Source organism: Micromonospora sp. BL4, from assembly GCF_003667505.1.
GTDB lineage: Bacteria > Actinomycetota > Actinomycetes > Mycobacteriales > Micromonosporaceae > Micromonospora.
Genome location: NZ_RCVJ01000187.1, coordinates 1 through 17485, shown reverse-complemented (window position 1 = coordinate 17485; position 17485 = coordinate 1). Strand labels below are relative to the sequence as shown.

19 protein-coding genes and 1 pseudogene are annotated in these 17485 nt (G+C 73.3%); 14 read left to right on the top strand and 6 right to left on the bottom strand.

The window, feature by feature from the left end; all coding sequences use genetic code 11:
• The first annotated feature begins 35 nt into the window (after nucleotides 1-35).
• Nucleotides 36-1094: a type III polyketide synthase gene (locus tag EAD89_RS25130; protein WP_121677434.1), complete on the top strand. Its 1059-nt coding sequence runs from the start codon at nucleotides 36-38 to the stop codon at nucleotides 1092-1094.
• A 32-nt stretch (nucleotides 1095-1126) separates the two neighbouring features.
• On the top strand, nucleotides 1127-1756 hold the full coding sequence (locus tag EAD89_RS30560; RefSeq protein ID WP_158610772.1) for a hypothetical protein: 630 nt from the start codon (nucleotides 1127-1129) through the stop codon (nucleotides 1754-1756).
• 109 nt (nucleotides 1757-1865) lie between these two features.
• Here EAD89_RS30560 and EAD89_RS25120 read toward each other — a convergent pair whose 3' ends face one another.
• The gene (locus EAD89_RS25120; protein WP_121677432.1) at nucleotides 1866-2546 is read right to left on the bottom strand and encodes a hypothetical protein; all 681 of its coding nucleotides are present in this window, start codon (nucleotides 2544-2546) and stop codon (nucleotides 1866-1868) included.
• A gap of 328 nt (nucleotides 2547-2874) precedes the next feature.
• Here EAD89_RS25120 and EAD89_RS25115 point away from each other — a divergent pair, with 328 nt between their 5' ends.
• Genes EAD89_RS25115 through EAD89_RS25100 form a run of 4 tightly spaced genes read left to right on the top strand, consistent with a single transcriptional unit; the run spans nucleotide 2875 to nucleotide 5650 of the window.
• Entirely contained in the window at nucleotides 2875-3360 is a 486-nt protein-coding gene (locus EAD89_RS25115) for a CarD family transcriptional regulator (RefSeq protein WP_007073334.1), read from the top strand.
• A 56-nt stretch (nucleotides 3361-3416) separates the two neighbouring features.
• Nucleotides 3417-4112: a 2-C-methyl-D-erythritol 4-phosphate cytidylyltransferase gene (gene ispD, locus EAD89_RS25110; protein WP_121677431.1), complete on the top strand. Its 696-nt coding sequence runs from the start codon at nucleotides 3417-3419 to the stop codon at nucleotides 4110-4112.
• Nucleotides 4113-4125: 13 nt separating this feature from the next.
• Nucleotides 4126-4611 carry a 2-C-methyl-D-erythritol 2,4-cyclodiphosphate synthase gene (gene ispF / locus EAD89_RS25105; RefSeq protein WP_121677430.1) on the top strand — a complete coding sequence of 162 codons (486 nt, stop codon included), beginning with the start codon at nucleotides 4126-4128 and terminating at the stop codon, nucleotides 4609-4611.
• Nucleotides 4612-4621: 10 nt separating this feature from the next.
• Nucleotides 4622-5650, top strand: coding sequence for a lipopolysaccharide assembly protein LapB (locus EAD89_RS25100; RefSeq protein ID WP_121677429.1), 1029 nt, complete (start codon nucleotides 4622-4624; stop codon nucleotides 5648-5650).
• Between the two features lie 7 nt (nucleotides 5651-5657).
• On the opposite strand, the gene EAD89_RS25095 is transcribed toward EAD89_RS25100, so the two are convergent.
• Complete coding sequence (locus tag EAD89_RS25095; protein ID WP_121655671.1) at nucleotides 5658-6824, bottom strand: homogentisate 1,2-dioxygenase; 1167 nt, start codon at nucleotides 6822-6824, stop codon at nucleotides 5658-5660.
• 94 nt (nucleotides 6825-6918) lie between these two features.
• Between EAD89_RS25095 and EAD89_RS25090 the strand changes: the two genes are divergently transcribed.
• The 6 genes from EAD89_RS25090 to EAD89_RS25065 all read left to right on the top strand — a co-directional run bounded on the left by EAD89_RS25090 (nucleotide 6919) and on the right by EAD89_RS25065 (nucleotide 11823).
• The gene (locus EAD89_RS25090; RefSeq protein WP_121655672.1) at nucleotides 6919-7788 is read left to right on the top strand and encodes a hypothetical protein; all 870 of its coding nucleotides are present in this window, start codon (nucleotides 6919-6921) and stop codon (nucleotides 7786-7788) included.
• Nucleotides 7785-8981, top strand: coding sequence for a fumarylacetoacetase (fahA, locus tag EAD89_RS25085; RefSeq protein WP_121677428.1), 1197 nt, complete (start codon nucleotides 7785-7787; stop codon nucleotides 8979-8981). Before EAD89_RS25090 ends, fahA begins: the two co-directional genes overlap by 4 nt.
• 236 nt (nucleotides 8982-9217) lie before the next feature.
• On the top strand, nucleotides 9218-9427 hold the full coding sequence (locus EAD89_RS25080) for a DUF397 domain-containing protein (RefSeq protein ID WP_121655674.1): 210 nt from the start codon (nucleotides 9218-9220) through the stop codon (nucleotides 9425-9427).
• A 136-nt stretch (nucleotides 9428-9563) separates the two neighbouring features.
• Nucleotides 9564-10055 (top strand): SRPBCC family protein, encoded by a 492-nt coding sequence (locus EAD89_RS25075; protein WP_121655675.1) that lies wholly within the window; start codon nucleotides 9564-9566, stop codon nucleotides 10053-10055.
• 84 nt (nucleotides 10056-10139) lie between these two features.
• A complete protein-coding gene (locus EAD89_RS25070; RefSeq protein WP_121677427.1) occupies nucleotides 10140-11396 on the top strand; it encodes a PQQ-binding-like beta-propeller repeat protein in 1257 nt (418 codons plus the stop codon).
• 97 nt (nucleotides 11397-11493) lie between these two features.
• Complete coding sequence (locus EAD89_RS25065) at nucleotides 11494-11823, top strand: LPXTG cell wall anchor domain-containing protein (protein WP_121655677.1); 330 nt, start codon at nucleotides 11494-11496, stop codon at nucleotides 11821-11823.
• 80 nt (nucleotides 11824-11903) lie between these two features.
• On the opposite strand, the gene hisC is transcribed toward EAD89_RS25065, so the two are convergent.
• From hisC to hppD, 4 genes are all read right to left on the bottom strand, one after another.
• Nucleotides 11904-13007, bottom strand: coding sequence for a histidinol-phosphate transaminase (gene hisC / locus EAD89_RS25060; RefSeq protein ID WP_121677426.1), 1104 nt, complete (start codon nucleotides 13005-13007; stop codon nucleotides 11904-11906).
• Nucleotides 13004-14056 carry an RDD family protein gene (locus EAD89_RS25055; protein ID WP_121677425.1) on the bottom strand — a complete coding sequence of 351 codons (1053 nt, stop codon included), beginning with the start codon at nucleotides 14054-14056 and terminating at the stop codon, nucleotides 13004-13006. Before EAD89_RS25055 ends, hisC begins: the two co-directional genes overlap by 4 nt.
• Before the next feature lie 76 nt (nucleotides 14057-14132).
• Nucleotides 14133-14837, bottom strand: coding sequence for an RDD family protein (locus EAD89_RS25050; protein WP_121655680.1), 705 nt, complete (start codon nucleotides 14835-14837; stop codon nucleotides 14133-14135).
• An 11-nt stretch (nucleotides 14838-14848) separates the two neighbouring features.
• Nucleotides 14849-16054, bottom strand: coding sequence for a 4-hydroxyphenylpyruvate dioxygenase (hppD, locus tag EAD89_RS25045; RefSeq protein ID WP_121655681.1), 1206 nt, complete (start codon nucleotides 16052-16054; stop codon nucleotides 14849-14851).
• A gap of 139 nt (nucleotides 16055-16193) precedes the next feature.
• Here hppD and EAD89_RS25040 point away from each other — a divergent pair, with 139 nt between their 5' ends.
• Together EAD89_RS25040 and EAD89_RS25035 are read left to right on the top strand one after the other, a co-directional pair.
• On the top strand, nucleotides 16194-16700 hold the full coding sequence (locus EAD89_RS25040; RefSeq protein WP_121677424.1) for an Lrp/AsnC family transcriptional regulator: 507 nt from the start codon (nucleotides 16194-16196) through the stop codon (nucleotides 16698-16700).
• 110 nt (nucleotides 16701-16810) lie between these two features.
• Nucleotides 16811-17485: pseudogene (locus tag EAD89_RS25035) on the top strand (hypothetical protein); the annotation flags it as partial.

The window sequence follows — 17485 nt, the reverse complement described above, 5'->3', positions numbered from 1 at the left end:
GGGAGGAACCGGGGGAGGACGGGGTCGGACGAGAGGTGGGGATCGTGGCCGTACCAGTGATCGCGGGGCTCGGGACGGCGCAGCCGCCGTCGGCTTCGCAGGACGAGTTGTGGGAGGGCTTCTTCTCCCGGCACTTCTCCGGCACCACCCGCTCGTTGGCCCAGCGGATCTTCGCGAACTCCGGGGTGACGCGGCGGCAGGCCGCGGTCAATCCGCTGCTGGAGGACGTCTCGGAGTGGCCCACCGAGCGCCGGATGCGCCGCTACCAGGTGGAGGCGCTGCCGCTGGGCAAGGAGGCGGTCGGCCGTGCGCTGACCGCGGCCGGGCTGGGCGCCGGGGACATCGGGCTGTTCATCGTCTGCTCCTGCACCGGGTACGCCACCCCGGGGCTCGACATCCTGCTCGCCAGGGATCTCGGCATGGCGCCGGACACCCAGCGGATGTTCGTGGGCCACATGGGCTGTTACGCGGCGCTGCCGGGGCTGGGCGCGGCGAGCGACTTCGTCACCGCGCGGGGCCGCCCGGCGCTGCTGCTCTGCGCGGAGCTGACCAGCCTGCACATCCAGCCGTCCAGCTCCCGGGTGGACACCCAGCAGATCGTCTCGCACGCGCTCTTCTCGGATGCCGCGGTCGCCGCCGTGGTGGTGCCGGGTGGCCCGGGGTACGCCATGCGTGAGGTCACCTCGATCACCGACACCTCCACCGCCGATCACATGACCTGGGACGTCACCGATGCCGGCTTCCGGATGGGGTTGTCGCCGAAGGTCCCGCAGGTGCTGTCCAGGCACGTCCGTGGGCTGGTCGACGACCTGCTCGCCCGGCACGGCACCACCGCCTCCGAGGTGGACGGTTGGGCCGTGCACCCGGGCGGGCCGCGGATCCTCAACGTGGTCGAGCGGGAGCTGGCTCTCCCTCCGCAGGCGCTCGCGGCGTCCCGGGCGACGCTCGACGAGCACGGCAACTGCTCCTCGCCGACGGTGCTGCTGATCCTGGACCGGCTGAGTCGCGCGGTGGAGGCGCCCCGGCGGATCGTCATGCTGGCGTTCGGTCCCGGCCTCACCCTGTATGCCGTGCTGCTCGATCGACAGGGCTGATCGCCGCGCGACCCGGCCGGTACGCTCGTCGCATGGATGCTGCGCCGGACGACCGGCTGCGGTCGGCTGCGCTGGTCGGGGTGGCCCTCGCCGCCCTGGCCGTCGGCGGCTGGTGGTGGCGAGCTGCCGCCCCCGCCGTGACGGCCCAGCCGATCCCCACCCCGACGGCCCGGGTCGACGACGGCGGGCCGGACGGCACCCCTGATGTGCGGCGCACCGTGCAACTGGACACCGGATCGGGTGAGATCGTCCGCGCGGGGGAGAGTTCCGCGGTGCGGGTCGACCCGGAGACGGGCATGGTCGTCGACATCGAAGGCCCTCCGGGCGAGTTCTTCTACCAGGGGGACGCTGCGGGCGGGCTGCCCCGGTTCAGCGAGACGATCTGGCGGGAGCAGAGGGAACTCGCCCCTGGTCAGGGGGTGATCCGGCAGTCCAACGACGACGGCTCCCGCTACCTGCTCCAGTATCGGTGCACCAGGCCCGGCACGATGGCGGTGACGAGCACCGGGGCCGAGATCGCCGGCCCGCCGCGCATCGACTGCGACGGCTCGATCACCACCGCCGAGGTGCTGCCCGGTGGTGGGCCGTTCCGGGTGTCGCTGTCGGCCGTGGGCGACCAGCCCATCGACGTCGAGGTGCAACTCGTCGCGCTGCCCGGCTAGGCGGCCGGGCCGGTCCGGCACTGCCCGGCTAGGCGGCCGGGCCGGTCCGGCGCTGCCCGGCCAGGCGGCCGGGCCGGTCCGGCGCTGCCCGGCCAGGCGGCCGGGCCGGTCAGGCGGCCAGGGCGCTCAGGTCCTGCCGGTACGCGTCGACCGGCCCCAACTCGGGCAGCACCCGGGTCACCACGCCGGCGCGGTCGACCAGCAGTGCGGTCGCGGTGCCGGTGCGGGCCGGTTGGCCCAGGAACGAGCGCAGCCCGCCGGCGGGGTCGGCCAGCGCGCGGACGTTCCGCTCGGCCGACGGCGGGGCGCTCACCGTCCGCCCTCCGGTGACGGTGACCACGGCCACTCCGGCGGGCGCCGCCGCCACCGCCTCGGCCACCCGGTCCGGGCACGGGCAGCCGTCGACGAGGATGATCATGGCCGGCAGCAGGCCGCGCAGCGGCACCGGGGACTGGCCGGCGTCGACCAGGTCCAGTGCGGGCAGCGCCCGCCCGGCGAGGGTCGCGGGTGGCGAGTAGGGAGCCGGGGTCGGGCGGTCGGCACCGCGGTTGGCGCGCGGCCAGGTGACGGCGAGCAGGCCGGCCAGCGTGGTGAGCACCGCCACCAGCAGGACCAGCAGCGGCAGGGCCAGGGCACGGTGGCCGGCCGGTCGACCGGGGACCCGACGCAGCTCGCGGCGGATCTGGGCGGCCTCGGTGGCGAGTGCGGAGGCGTCGTCGGGGACGACCACACGACCCCACTCAGGCGGCAGGTCGGGCAGCCCCTGGCCGTCCGCGTCCGGCTTGCCCATCGGACCCCCTGGCAGCGTCTCGAGAGCGGAGTGCGGTGCTGCCTTCAGCGTCCCGCACGAGGGGCGCCTCCCGCTACACCTGGGCGAGGTCCCGCCCGGCGGGATACCATGAGGTGAGCGCATAGCCCTTGATCTCGACGTTCTGTTCACCCGCACCGGGAAGTCATCTGTGCGTTACGGAGCGTGTTCGAACCATCGGTTTGACCGCCTGTCAAGCTGAAGAAAGACCTCTCACAGGGCCCCTGAGCTGCGCCAACGGTCAGGACATCGGTGAGACATCGGTGCCTGACCGTGTTACCCTAGACACAGCGAAAGGGGTTTCGAACCTATGGTTTTCAGTGTCGGCGAGACCGTTGTTTACCCCCACCACGGGGCCGCACTCATCGAGGCAATCGAGACTCGGGTCATCAAGGGCGAGCCTAAGCAGTACCTCGTCCTGAGGGTCGCGCAGGGTGACCTGACGGTCCGGGTGCCGGCCGAGAACGCCGAGATCGTGGGCGTGCGTGAGGTGGTCGGCGAAGAGGGCCTCGGCAAGGTCTTCGACGTTCTCCGGGCTCCGCACACCGAGGAGCCGACCAACTGGTCGCGGCGTTACAAGGCCAACCTGGAAAAGCTGGCCTCCGGTAACCCGCTGAAGGTCGCCGAGGTCGTGCGTGACCTGTGGCGTCGGGAGCGGGAGCGGGGCCTTTCCGCGGGCGAGAAGCGGATGCTCGCCAAGGCCCGCGACATCCTCGTCGGCGAGGTCGCGCTGGCGGAGAAGAGCACCAAGGACGAGGCGGAGACGCTGCTCGACAAGGTGCTCACCGAGGCCTAGTCCGCACAGCATCGTCGTACCCGATTCGTAGCGAAGAAACCACCGAGGACCGCGACGTGACCGCGCAGCTGAATCCGCGCGGTGACGTCGCGGTCCTCGTGCCTGCGGCGGGTGCCGGCGTACGGCTCGGCCCGGGCCGACCCAAGGCGCTGCGCCTGCTCGCCGGGGAGCCGCTGCTGGTGCACGCCGTGCGCCGGCTGGCCGCCGCACCCTCGGTGCACACGATCGTGGTGGCCGCCCCGGCCGCCGAGGTGACGGCCGTCGGCGAGTTGCTCGCACCGGTCGCCCCGGTGACCGTGGTGCCGGGCGGCGCGGAGCGGCAGGCGTCGGTGGCGGCGGCGCTGGCCGCGGTGCCCGCCGGTCCGACGATCATCCTGGTGCACGACGCCGCCCGTGCGCTGACGCCGCCGGAGCTGGTGGAGTCCGTCGCGGCGGCTGTCCGCGACGGGCGGGACGCGGTCATCCCGGTGCTGCCGGTCGTCGACACGATCAAGGAGGTCGGCGCCGGCGAAGTGGTGCTCGGCACCGTGGACCGGTCCGCCCTGCGCGCGGTGCAGACACCGCAGGGCTTCCGCCGGTCCGTGCTCACCGCCGCGCACGCCGCGGCCGGCGACTCGCTCACCGACGACGCCGGGCTGGTCGAGAAGCAGGGCATCGCGGTGAGCTGCGTACCCGGTTCGGAGTACGCGCTGAAGATCACCCGCCCGTTCGACCTGGCGTTGGCGGAGCATCTGCTGGCCGCCGCCGGTTGACGCGTACCCTCAGATCATGATCGTTCCCCGGGTGGCCGTCGGCACGGACGTGCACGCCTTCGAGCCCGGCCGACCCTGCTGGGTGGCCGGCCTGCTCTGGCCCGACCAGGACGGCCTCGCCGGACATTCGGATGCGGACGTGGCCGCGCACGCCGCCTGCAACGCGCTGCTCTCCGCCGCCGGTCTCGGTGATCTCGGCGCCGCCTTCGGGGTGGGCCAGCCGGAGTGGGCCGGCGCGTCCGGGGTGGCCCTGCTGACCGAGACGGCCCGCCGGGTGCGGGCCGCCGGCCTGGAGATCGGAAACGTGTCCGTGCAGGTCGTCGGTAACCGACCCAAGATCGGCCGGCGCCGTGCGGAGGCGCAGCAGGTGCTCTCCGCTGCCGTCGGCGCTCCGGTCACCGTCTCCGCCGCGACCACCGACGGGCTCGGGTTCACCGGCCGTGAGGAAGGGCTTGCCGGCATCGCGGTGGCCCTGGTGTACGACGCGCCGGCCACCTAGGCTCGCCGCGATGTCCAGCGACCCCGCCTCCGACCGTTCCGCCGCCGACGGCTACCTCGAGCGCGCCCAACTTCTCGCCGAACTCGGTCGTCACGACGAGGCGGCCGGGGAGCTGACCTACGGGCTCGCGCTGAAGCCCGACGACCTGGAAGCGCTCACCATGCTGGCCCGGGTGCACCTGGCCGCCGGCCGGCCGGTCGAGGCGCTCACCGCAGCCGACACGGCGTTGGCCGCCGCACCGGAGGCACTCCCGCCGCTGGTCGTCCGGGGCATGGCGCTGGCCGACCTGGAGCGCTACTCCGAGTCTGCCGCCACCGCCGACCGGCTCCTCGCGCTCGGCCCGGCCGACCCGTACGCGCAGCGCAGCGCGGCGGCGCTGCTGGCCGATTCGCGCAACGGCCAACCGGCCCTGAACGCGGCCTGGCGCGGCGTCGAGTTGGCCCAGGAGGAGCCGCAGGCGCACCTGGTGCTCGGCCTGGTCGCGGCCCGGCTGGAGCTGTTCGACCTGGCCGAGCGGGCCTACCGCGAGGCGCTGCGACTCGACCCGCGCCTCGCCGACGTCCGGCACGACGTGGGTGTCATCCGGCTGGAGCAGCGCCGCTGGTCCGAGGCGCTGGAACACCTCGCTGAGGCGGCCACGATCAGCCCGAGCCGGATGGACTCCGGGCGGACCATCGCCTACGGCCTGCACCGTCTGGTGCTCTACGGCGCGGGCTGGTCGCTGGTGGCCGCGGTGGTGGTGGCGTTCGCCGCCTCGGCGAACGACGGGTTCTCCCGCTTCCTGGCGGTGCTCGCCGCGCTCACCGGCGGGATCGTCGTCTGGCAGCTCGGGGCCCGGTTGCCGGGGCTGACCCGGACCATCCTGCCCGACCTGGTGCGCTCGGACCGGAGCCTGGCCCTGGCGATCTACGCGGTGGCCGCCGCGCCGGTGTTGCTCCTGGTGTACGCGGTGGTCGGCTCGCCGTGGCCGCTGGTGCTGGCCATCGCCGCCACCGCGGTCGCCGAATTCGCCGTCTTCACCCGCACCGCCGTGCGCTGACGCGCGACTAGACGCGACGCGCCCAGGTCCAGGCGTAACCGTCGTCCTCACAGGTGCGGGCCGCGTCGCAGAGGTCCAGCGGGCGGAAGGTGTCGACCATGACGGCCAGCTCGTCGAAGTAGTCCGCGCCGATGGAGCGCTCGGCGGCACCCGGCTGGGGGCCGTGGGTGAAGCCGGACGGGTGCAGCGAGATCGAGCCCTGCTCGATGCCGGAGCCACGCCGGGCCTCGTAGTTGCCGCCGGTGTAGAAGAGCATCTCGTCGGAGTCGACGTTGTGGTGGTTGTACGGCACCGGGATCGAGTCCGGGTGGTAGTCGACCTTGCGGGGCACGAACGAGCAGATGACGAAGTTGGGGCCCTGGAAGGTCTGGTGCACCGGCGGGGGCTGGTGGATCCGGCCGGTGATCGGCTCGAAGTCGTGGATGGAGAACGCCCACGGGTAGAGGTGCCCGTCCCAGCCGACCACGTCGAACGGGTGGTGGGCGTAGACGTAGCGGGTCCAGCCGCGCCGGTGCCGTACCAGCACCTCCGCCTCCTCGCCGTCGACGAGCAGCGGCGCGTCCGGGCCGCGGACGTCGCGCTCGCAGTACGGCGAGTGCTCCAGGAACTGGCCGCGTACGGACAGGTAGCGCTTGGGCGGGCCGATGTGCCCGGCCGCCTCGACGGTGAGCAGTCGGACGGGCTGCTCGCCGGCGGGCACCAGCCGGTGGATGGTCGAGGTGGGGATGATGACGTAGTCGCCGGCCACCGCCTCCAGCACGCCGAACGGGGACTCGACCCGTAGTGCCCCCGACTCGACGTAGAGGCAGTGGTCGCCGGTGGCGTCGCGGAACAGTGGCGAGGGACGGTCGGCGAGCACGTACCCGATGCGCACGTCGTCGTTGGCGAGCAGGTACTGCCGGCCGAGGACCGGGTCGGCGCCGCCGGCGTCGAGCTTGTGGGTGCGCAGGTGGCGGGGCTTGAGCGGCAGGTTCGGCGCCCGGGTGAAGGCGGGCGGGGTGAACTCGTCGGCGGCCAGGATCGCGGTCGGCGCGTGCCGGTGGTAGAGCAGGGACGAGTCGGAGGAGAAGCCCTCCTGGCCCATCAGTTCCTCGGCGTAGAGGCTGCCGTCGGGCTGACGGAACTGGGTGTGGCGCTTGCGCGGCACCTCGCCGACGCTGCGGTAGTACGGCATCTCGCCTCCCGATATGTCCCGTTCACCGGCCGGGGGCGTCCGATAATCGGACGCTGTTGTCCGTTCCTTGTAGCGTCCCGTACATTCTTGTTCCGTGTCAACGCAGGTGCCCGCACTCCTCGACGGCCTGGTGGATGACGCCGCCGTCTTCCCCCCGGGCAGCGCCGCGCTGCCCGACGCCCTGGCCGCCCACCGCCGGCACCGCACCGCCTGGTACGCCGACCTGGTCGGCCCGCTGCTGGTCCCCGCCTCGACCGTCGCCGCAGGCGAGCTGAGTGGTCTCGTCGACCCGGCCGAGGGCCTGGTGGTCGGCGTGATCGGTGACACCGGGATCGGGGGCCTGCCCTTCGCGCTGTCGTTCCTGGCGCCGGACGGCGTCACCGCCCGGCAGGTCGAGGTGGCGGTCGCCCGGCGGGGCGAGGACCCGCTGCCCGGCATCGCCGAGCTGCTGCGGATGAACGACTCCCTGCCCGACGTCGAGGCCGTCTACGCCGAGCTGCCGCTGACCTTCGGGCTGATGGGCGCGCTGGACGCGCTCGCCGCCGCCCGTGCCGCCGGGGTGCCGGTCGCGGCCAAGTTCCGCACCGGCGGGCTGGCCGGCGAGCTCTTCCCCACCCCGGCCGAGCTGGCCGCGGTGATCTGCGCCTGCCGGGACCGCGACCTGCCGTTCAAGCTGACCGCGGGGCTGCACCAGGCGGTCCGGCACCTCGACCCGGAGACCGGGTTCACCCACCACGGCTACGCCAATGTGCTGGCCGCGGCGTTGGCGGCCGCCGAGGGCGACGGCGTGGGCGCCGTCGCCGAGCTGCTCACCGTCGCCGATCCGCGTCCGCTGCTGGAGCGTACGACCGGCCGGCTGGACGCGCCCCGCCCGCTCTGGGTCGGCTTCGGCTCGTGCAGCATCCTGGAACCACTGACCGATCTGATCCGGCTGGGGCTGGTGAACGGGGGCTACGACGCATGACCTGGGTGACCGGCGCCGACGGTTCGCCGTACGGGGTGACGAACCTGCCGTACGGGGTGTTCCGGCAGGACGGGGGTCGGCCGCGGATCGGCGTGCGGATCGGGTCGTGGGTGCTCGATCTGGCCGCCGCCGAGGCCGCCGAGCTGGTGCTCGCCGCCGGCGCGCTGTGCCGGCCCACCCTCAACGACTTCATGGCCCTGGGCCGTCCGCAGTGGACGGCGGTGCGGCAGCGGATCGTCGAGCTGCTGACCGACCCGGCGCACCGGGCCGCGGTGGAACCCCTGCTGGTGCCGCTGGACGAGGTGGAGTTGCTGCTCCCGGTCGAGGTTGCCGACTACGTCGACTTCTACTCCTCCGAGCACCACGCGTCGAACGTCGGGCAGATCTTCCGACCGGGCCAGCCGGCGTTGCTGCCGAACTGGAAGCACCTGCCGATCGGCTACCACGGGCGGGCCGGCACGGTGGTGGTCTCCGGGACGCCGGTGGTCCGCCCGTCCGGCCAGCGCGCGTCCGCCGAGGGCCCGGTCACCGGCCCGTCCGTACGCCTCGACATCGAGGCCGAGGTCGGCTTCGTGGTCGGCGTGCCCAGCCCGCTGGGCGCCCGGGTGTCCGTCGACGACTTCGCCGACCACGTGTTCGGGGTGGTGCTGGTCAACGACTGGTCCGCGCGGGACATCCAGGCGTGGGAGTACCAGCCGCTCGGGCCGTTCCTGGGCAAGTCGTTCGCCACCTCGATCTCGGCCTGGGTGACGCCGCTCGACGCGCTCGCCGACGCCTTCGTGCCGGCCCCGGATCAGGACCCGCCGGTCGTCGACTACCTGCGGGACGTACCGCATCTGGGGCTGGACCTCCGGCTGGCCGTCGAGTGGAACGGCGAACGGGTCAGCGAGCCGCCGTTCGCGACCATGTACTGGACGCCGGCCCAGCAGTTGGCGCACCTCACCGTCAACGGCGCGTCCCTGCGCACCGGCGACCTGTACGCCTCGGGCACCGTCTCCGGCCCGGACCGTTCGCAGGTCGGCTCGTTCCTGGAGCTGACCTGGGGCGGAGCGGAGCCGGTGAAGCTCGGCGACGAGAGCCGCACCTTCCTCGCCGACGGCGACACGGTGACCATCACCGCCACCGCGCCCGGCCCGGACGGCACCACCGTGGCCCTTGGCGAGGTCACCGGGACGGTCCGTCCGGCCCGCTGACCCGAGTCGCCCCTGAAACGACCGCCGGACCGGGTCCGGCGGTCGTTCCGGGCCCCGGGTGGGCCCGTCCGGCGGACCGTCTCGTCGATGGGACTGGTGATCGCACCGGCTGTGCGATCACCGATCGGGGTTCCCCCGTTGATCGTCGCGGATTCCATCGCCCCGCCTCGCGGCACGGGCCGGGCCGCGCCCGGCTGCCAGCGGTGGGGCACCTCATCGCACACGGAGGTAAGACGATGCACGATTTCGCGGGCGCGGTATGGCGTACCAGCAGCCGTTCCAACGACCAGGGGCTCTGCGTGGAGGTGGCGGACAACCTGGTCGACGTCCTCGGTCTGGTCGCGGTCCGCGACTCCAAGGACCAGGCCGGCCCCACACTGGCCGTCAGCCCGCCGGGATGGACGGCGTTCATCGGCGCGATCCGGGCCGGTCGTTTCGATCGCTGACCGCCGGACCGGTCGCTGACCAGCACCCGAGCGGCCGGGCGAAACGGACAACGTGGTCTCCGGGCGGTGGAAATTCCGTCCCGGAGGCCCCGTCCGGCCCTCACCCCGCGTACCGTCGAGGACACGGGAGGGTGGCATGTCGACGGTGGCGGTTACCGGGTTCATCGAGGCGCACGCCGTCGATGTCTGGCGTCCACTGACCGACCTGCCCGGCCGTGCGGCCCGGCTCAGCGCCGCCGGCCCGGTCGAGCTCCTCACCCCGGGGCCGTTCGGGCCCGGCACCGCGTGGCGTGAGACGCGCACCCAGCCCGGCGGCGGCACGCTGATCGAGGAGTTCCTGGTGGTGGAGGCGCGCGCCCCCCATCGGCTGGTGCTCTGTTCCTCCGGCGCCGGTGTGGACTACCGGATCACCTGGAGCCTGCGGCCGGTCCGGCGTCGTCGTCGTGGCTGCACGGCGGTCACCGTCACCCAGGAGGCGGTGCCGACCGCCCCGTACGGCCGGGTGGTGGCGCTGCTGCTCGGCGGGCTCGCCGCCCGGGCGGTCGAGGTGGCGCTCCGGCGTGATCTCGCCGACCTGACCTTCGCGGCCCACGCGGCCGGCGCGACCGGCTCCGTCGAGGCAGCCTGACCACCGAAGTCCCCACCCGCGACGGCGTGACCTGACCAGGGTCCGGCCGGTTCCGCTGGGTAGGGTGCCGGGCGGAGGTGCGGCATGGGGTTCCCGAGGGGCCGGCGACGGCTCGTGGTGGCGGTCGCGGCGCTGCTCGCCATCGTGGCGGTCGCGGTCATCGTCCACCGGGTGCTCGCGCCGGCCGAGGTGAGCACGGAGGCCCGGGGTAACTACCCGGCCGCCGCGCAGCCGGCCGTCGGCGTGGTCGGTCGACTGCCGGTCGCCCCGTTGATCGTGGACTCCCGTCTGCGGGTGTACGCCGCGCACCGGCAGGTCTACGCCGACCGGCCGGTCGACGGGCGGCACCGCACCAGCCCGTACTGGTCGTACCGGCGCTGGCCGGCGGAGCTGACCGGGGTGGTGGCGAGCGGCAGGACCGTGGTCAGCCGGTGGTCGGACGGGCGCCTGGTCGCGCTCGACGCGTCGACCGGGCGGGTGCTCTGGCGTGCCGACGGCCCGGTGCCCGCCGAGGATGGGACGGTGGTCCGGCGTACCGGGGCGGCCACCGTCTGGGATCCGTCTGGGCTCTACCTCACCGACCTGACGGACGGCCGGACGGTGCTGGTGGCCACCGGTGACACCCAGGCGCGCGGGGTGGAGCTGGCCGGGGGCCGGGAGTTGTGGCGGGTCGACCTGCCCGGCGACTGCCGCAGCGACGTCGGCACCACCTCCGGCGGGCAGCTGATCGGCGTGGACAACTGCGCCGGGCCGGCCACGGTCGAGTTCCGGGACGCGGCGACCGGCGTGGTGCGCGAACGCTGGCGGCCGCCGAGTGGCCCGGACGAGTTGGTGGCGACCCCGCTCGGTTGCCGTACCGGCCGGTCGGACTGCCCGGGCCTGCGGACCTCCGGGCCGGGTGACGCGGGTGGCCGGGGTTGGCTGCTGGGTGCCGGCGAGCCGACCGCCGCACCCGCGCTGGACGCGTCCGGCAGCACGCTGGCCGGCGACCAGGCGATCACCGTGCTCGACGGGGTGGCCGTCGGCCGGTCGGCCCGGTCCGGTGCCGAGCTGTGGCGGGTCGGCGGGATGGGACCGGCCCGGGTGCTCGCCGTTCAACCGGGCCGGGTGCACCTGTTGACCGACGCGAACGACCTGGTGACGCTCGACCCGGTGACCGGTACGCAGCTCTCGCGTTTCTCGCTCAACGTCGGCCGGGACGGGACCGGCTGGGCGCCCGGGGCGGTGGCCGCGTCGGACGGGTACGTCGCGGTGGAACGGCTCCGCGTGCCGGTCGACCCGGATGGGGACGACCAGCGGTACTACCTGACCGCCGAGGCGCTGGTCCTGGCCGCCACCTGATCGGGGCGCATTGAGCCCCGACCGCTAGAACCATTCACGTCGTCTGACCGAAAAAGGTACATTTTTCACGGTTCAGGTTGCGCTGAAAGGGGCGGCGATGATGGGCGACACGGCAGCAGGCTGGTTCGCCGGCGGTGTGCTCGCATTCACCGCAGGCCTCGGGCTGGCGATGCCGCCCGCACCCACGACGGCGCCGACCATCGCGTCCGCAGCCGTACGGGCCGAGCCGCCGGGAGGCACCGGGGTCACCTTCGAGGTTGTGCCGGCCTCCCCGACCACCACACCGACCCCGCCCACGCCGACGCCCAGCCACGGTGGCCAGTTGCCGGTCACCGGCTTCAACGGGTCGGTCCCGTTGCTCGCCGGGCTGGGCGCGACCCTGCTGATCCTCGGCTGGTTGGTCGTCCGCCGTCGGCGACCGGCCTGACGCGCGGCCGCCGACGAGCTCCACCGCCCGGCCGGAACCCGTTCCGGAGCCCGCCGGCACGCTCGCGGAGCCGGGACCGGTCAGACCAGCGCCGCCTCCGCGGCGGCCAGGAACGCGTCGTTCTCGGCCGGAGTGCCGATCGTGACGCGCACCCCGTCCCCGGCGAACGGCCGGACGATCACCCCGCGCGCCTCGCACGCCTTGCCGAACGCCACCGCCCGGTCGCCCAGCGGCAGCCAGACGAAGTTGGCCTGGCTGGTCGGAACGTCCGGCACGAACTTCCGAAGCGCCTCGGTGACCCGGTCCCGCTCGGCGACGACCAAAGCGCAACGGCGTTCCATCTCCGCGGCCTGGGCCAGCGCCGCCAGCGCCCCGGCCTGGGCGGCCGTGCTGGTGGAGAACGGGGTCACCACCTTGCGGATCGCCGCGGCCACCACCGGCTGGGCGACCAGCCAGCCCACCCGCAGCCCGGCCAGACCCCACGCCTTGGACAGGGTGCGCAGCACCGCCACGTTCGGCCGGTCCAGGTAGTCGAGGCCGTCCGGCACCTCCGGGTCGGTGACGAACTCCCGGTACGCCTCGTCGATGACCACCAGCACGTCGTCCGGCACCGCGTCGAGGAACCGGTCCAGCTCGGCCCGGCGTACCGCCGTGCCGGTGGGGTTGTTCGGGTTGCAGACCAGGATCATCCGGGTCCGGTCGGTCACCGCCGCGGCCATCGCCGTCAGGTCGTGCCCGTGCCCGGCGTCGTTGGGCACCCGCACGCTGGTCGCGCCGCTGGTCGCCGCGATGATCGGGTACGCCTCGAACGACCGCCACGAGTAGAGCAGCTCGTCGCCCGGCAGGCAGGTGGCTCGTACCAGGTGCTCGGCGAGCGCCACCGACCCGCAGCCGGTGGCGATCCGGTCGGCGTCCACGCCGTACCGCTCGGCCAGCGCGTCACGCAGCGCGACCACGCCCATGTCGGGGTAGCGGTGCGAGGCGGCCAGCGCCTCGGTGACCGCCTCCACCACGCCGGGCAGCGGCCCGTACGGCACCTCGTTGCTGGCCAGCTTGATCGCCTCTGGCAGACCCAGCTCCCGTGCCAGGTCGGCGGGGCTGCGTCCCGGTACGTAGCTGGGCAGCGCGTCGAGGTCGGCGCGGGTCAGCCGCAGCGCCGGCTGGTGACGTCCGGAGTCGGTCATGGGGTTTCTCCCGAGGGGTGATCGCGGTCGTTCGGGGTGGCGGAAGCGGTGGTGCGGGGGACCTGGACGACCACCGTCTGGGCGCGCTTGTCGTGCAGCGCCTGACGAAGCGGGTGGTCGAAGAGGGGGGAGAGGGCGTCGACCAGTTGCAACACCAGGCCGAGGCCGGCGCAGTACCAGAGCAGCGTGGGCATGCCCAGCGTGGTCCACCGGCTCAGCGCCTTGCCGAAGCCCAGCGGCTGGTCGGCGGCGAGCGGCACGGCACGGATCCGCATCACCCGCTTGCCGAATGTCTGCCCACCGGCGGCCATGGCCGGCACCTCGTACGCCAGCCAGAGCGCGGTGGCGATCACCAGGATCACCACCAGGAGAAGCCCAGCCTGCTCGCCGGGAACCGGCAGCCCCTCGGCGGAGGTGTCGCCCCGCGCCGCCCGCTGGAAGAACTCCCGCCAGTACGGCGTCCACTCCTGGATCCACCGCCAGACGAACCAGCCGTTGACCAGAGCGTTCAGCGCGAAGACGAGGCCGAAGTCGATCAGTCGGGCGGTGAACCGCTGACCGAAGCCCGCCAACGCCAGGCCGTGCGGGCGCGGCTCGGGCGGCCGTCCTGGCCAGCCGGGCGGCACACCCTGCGGAGCCCAGCCGGGCGGTGCGCCCTGCGGTGCCCAGCCGGGCGGACCCGCCTGCGGTCCCCAGCCGGGGGGTGTCGCCTGCGGTCCCCAGCCCGGGGCGTGCCCCTGCTGTGGGCCGTGCCCAGGTTGGGCGCCGTGCCCAGGTTGGGGGCCGTACCCCTGCTGTGGGCCGTGCCCCGGCTGGGCGCCCGGACCGGGGTGCGGCGGCCAGCCTGGCGCGGCGGTCACCGGGCCGACGGCGGCCGGCGTTGCGGGCGCGGCCGGGGTGACCGGGACGGGCGGCGGCTCGACCGGTGGTGGGCCGTCCGGCGGAGTCTCGTCGACGGGGATGGGCGCGCCGAGCCAGCCCTCGCCGTCCCAGTAGCGCCGGGTCTCCGGGTCGGCGGGGTCGACGTACCAGCCAGGCTGAACGCTCACGCCGCCGCTCCGCTCCGCGGCGCGCCGGCGCGCGGTGCCACGCTGTCGGGCCTGCTGGTTCGCTCGCTGTGCTCGGTCACGAGGACACCTTAACGACGACCGTGTCGGCGAACTTGTCGTGGAGGCACTGCTGCCAGGGCTTGTCCCAGAGCTGCCAGAACCCGTCGAGGTAGCTGACCCCGGGGACCAGCGAGGCCGCCAGGTACTGCACCAGCCACCGCCGGCCGGCCATCCGCCGGTCCAGCGTGCGAGTCGGGTCGAGCGGCACCACGCGCAGCTTCATCGCCTTCTTGCCGAGCGTCTGACCGCCGCGCTTGAGGTACTCCACGTGGTAGAGCCAGTAGAGGCCGAGCATGAGGACTAGCAGCCCGAGCTGGAGCAGCAGGATCGGCAGGAAGAAGGAGAGGAAGAGGGCGCCCGGGTCGGGTTCGACGAGGGTCCCGTCCGGGTTGGTCCGGGTCATCTCGGTGAGCATCCGCGCCCAGAGGACGAGGAAGACCGGCATGAAGAGCGCCAGCGAGACGGCACTCGCCAGCGCCGTGTCGATCAGCCAGGCCAGCACCCGGTCGCTGAAGCTGGCCAGCGGCTGACCACCCGGGCTCAGCGTCGGGGGCAGCGGACGAGGCGGTCCGGCGTACCCCGGCGGCGTCCAGCCTGGTGGGGCGTACTGCGGCGGCACCGCGTACCCCTGCGGGTGTGGTCCGGGCGGCGGCGCGACGCCGCCGGCGGCGGGCGGAGGCCCACCGACCGGCGGCGTGGGGTACGACGGAGGCTGCGTCACGCTCGCAAGTGTTACAGGTTGCCGCGGGCTTCCTGCTCCCGCTCGATGGCCTGGAAGAGCGCCTTGAAGTTGCCCTTGCCGAAGCCGAGCGAGCCGTGCCGCTCGATCAGCTCGAAGAAGACGGTCGGGCGGTCCTGCACCGGCTTCGTGAAGATCTGGAGCAGGTAGCCGTCCTCGTCCCGGTCGACCAGGATCCGCCGGGCCTTCAGCTCCTCGATCGGGACCCGCACGTTGCCGATCCGGGCGCGCAGCTCCGGGTCCTCGTAGTACGAGTCCGGGGTGTCCAGGAACTCCACCCCGGCGGCCCGCATCGCGTCGACGCTGGCCAGGATGTCGTTGGTGGCGACCGCGATGTGCTGGGCGCCCGGGCCCTGGTAGAACTCCAGGTACTCGTCGATCTGCGACTTCTTGCGAGCGACCGCCGGCTCGTTGAGCGGGAACTTCACCTTGCGGGTGCCGTTCGCCACGACCTTGCTCATCAGCGCCGAGTAGTCGGTGGCGATGTCGTCGCCGATGAACTCCGCCATGTTGGAGAAGCCCATCACCCGCTTGTAGAACTCGACCCACTCGTCCATCCGGCCCAGCTCCACGTTGCCGACCACGTGGTCGACGGCCTGGAAGAAGCGCTTCGGCTGGATGCCGGCGTCGATCATCGGCTGCCGGTCCACGATCGGGCCGCGGGCCACGAAGCCGGGCAGGAACGGGCCGGTGTAGCGGGACCGGTCGACCAGGGTGTGCCGGGTGTCGCCGTACGCGGCGATGGCGGCCATCCGGACCGTGCCGTGCTCGTCGGTCACCTCGTGCGGCTCCACCACGCTGGTGGCGCCCTGGGCGATGGCGTGCGCGTACGCGCTGTCCACGTCCGGCACCTCCAGGGCGATGTCGCTCACCCCGTCGCTGTGCCGGGCCACGTGCTCGGCGCCGTCCGCGTCCGGGCGCACCGCGCCGGTCAGCACGAACCGGGCCGAGCCGCTGGTCAGCACGTACTGGGCGTGGTCGCGGTAGCCCTGCTCGGGGCCGCGGTACGCCACGCAGGTCATGCCGAACGCGGTGGAGTAGTAGTGCGCGGCCTGCTTGGCGTTGCCGACCAGGAAGTGCACGTGGTCGAGACCCTTCACCGGGAAGGGGTCGTGGCTGATGTCGTGGTCGACGGCGCCGACGAGCCGGTCGACGTCGACGTCCTCGGTCGACTGGGGTCGGTCGATCGCCTGGGTCATGGTGGCCTCCCTCGCGTACCGGCCGGCCTCGTGGGCCGCCGTGGTTGGTTCCTGTGGCGAGGATCGCTGTGTCGGCCCCGACTGGGCAACTGTCGGTGTAAATGCTGGTCAGGTTGCACATTCGGTATGGTCTGAACCCATGAAGGGTGAGCAGGCTGTACAGCTCGACGCGCTCGACGTGCGCTTGATCGAACTGCTCGCCGAGGAGCCGCGGATCGGCGTGCTGGAGTGCTCCCGGCGGCTCGGGGTGGCCCGGGGCACCGTGCAGGCCCGGCTGGACAAGCTGGTCGACCGGGGTGTCATCCGCGGATTCGGCCCGGAGATCGCACCGGCCGCGATCGGGTTCGGCGTGACCAGCTTCGTCACCCTGGAGATCAGTCAGCGGCACGGCCACGATCCGGTGACCGCCCACCTGGCCGCCATCCCCGAGGTGCTGGAGGCGCACACCATCACCGGCTCCAGCGACCTGCTCTGCCGGATCGTGGCCCGCTCCAACACGGACCTCCAGCGGGTCATCGACCAGATCGTCTCCTCCGCCGGTATCACGCGGGCGTCGACGATCATCGCCTTGGCCGAGCAGATTCCCTATCGCACGCTTCCGCTGGTACGCAGCGCCGTCCGGACCGAAGGAAGGCCGACTTCCTGACGCCTCCGTGGAGGATGGGCTCCCCTGTTAACACCTCCGGCCCCAGAAAGCGCGGCGACACGGCGGCGCGGGCGTACGGAAGATCCGTGATCGTGGCTACCGTGTGCGGTGTGGCGAAGGGGAGCGTGCGCGGCGGGCTGCTGCTCGGCCTCGCCGTGGTCGTCGCCCTCGCCGCCACCGGCGTGTGGAACCCCTTTCCGGGCCTGTGGGACTGGGTGGACCGCAGTGAACCCATCTCCGAGCCGGACGTGGTCTGGCAGGTGCGGGTCGGCGGCACCCCGCGCAGCGTGACCATCGCCGGGGACACGGTGGTGGTCGAGCAACGCACTCGGGTCGAGGCCCGCAGCCTCGCCACCGGCACGCAGCTCTGGGAGCGCAAGGCGGACTGGTCCGCGGTCGCCGGCGGCGACCGGGACCCGGTGGTCGCCGTCGGCAAGCTCCTGGTCAAGGGGTACGAGCTGCTCGACCCCGCCACCGGAGTGACCCGGCGGCGCGACGACGACGCGGTGGCCGTCTGGACGTACCGCAACCTGCTGTTGGACGCCCACTGCACGGATGCCACCGACTGCACCCTGAGCGCCTGGGATCCGCGCGGCACCGCACCACTGTGGACGGCCTTCCTGCCCGGGGTGAGCAGTGGGCTGCTCGCCGACAACCCGGGTCTGCGTGGCACCCGCCGGCTCACCGCAACCCGGATCGACGACCGGGTGGCCGGGCCGGAGTCGGTGCCTCCGCTGCTCGGTTTCCCGGTCGACGGTCGCGTGCACGTGGTCGACACCGCGACC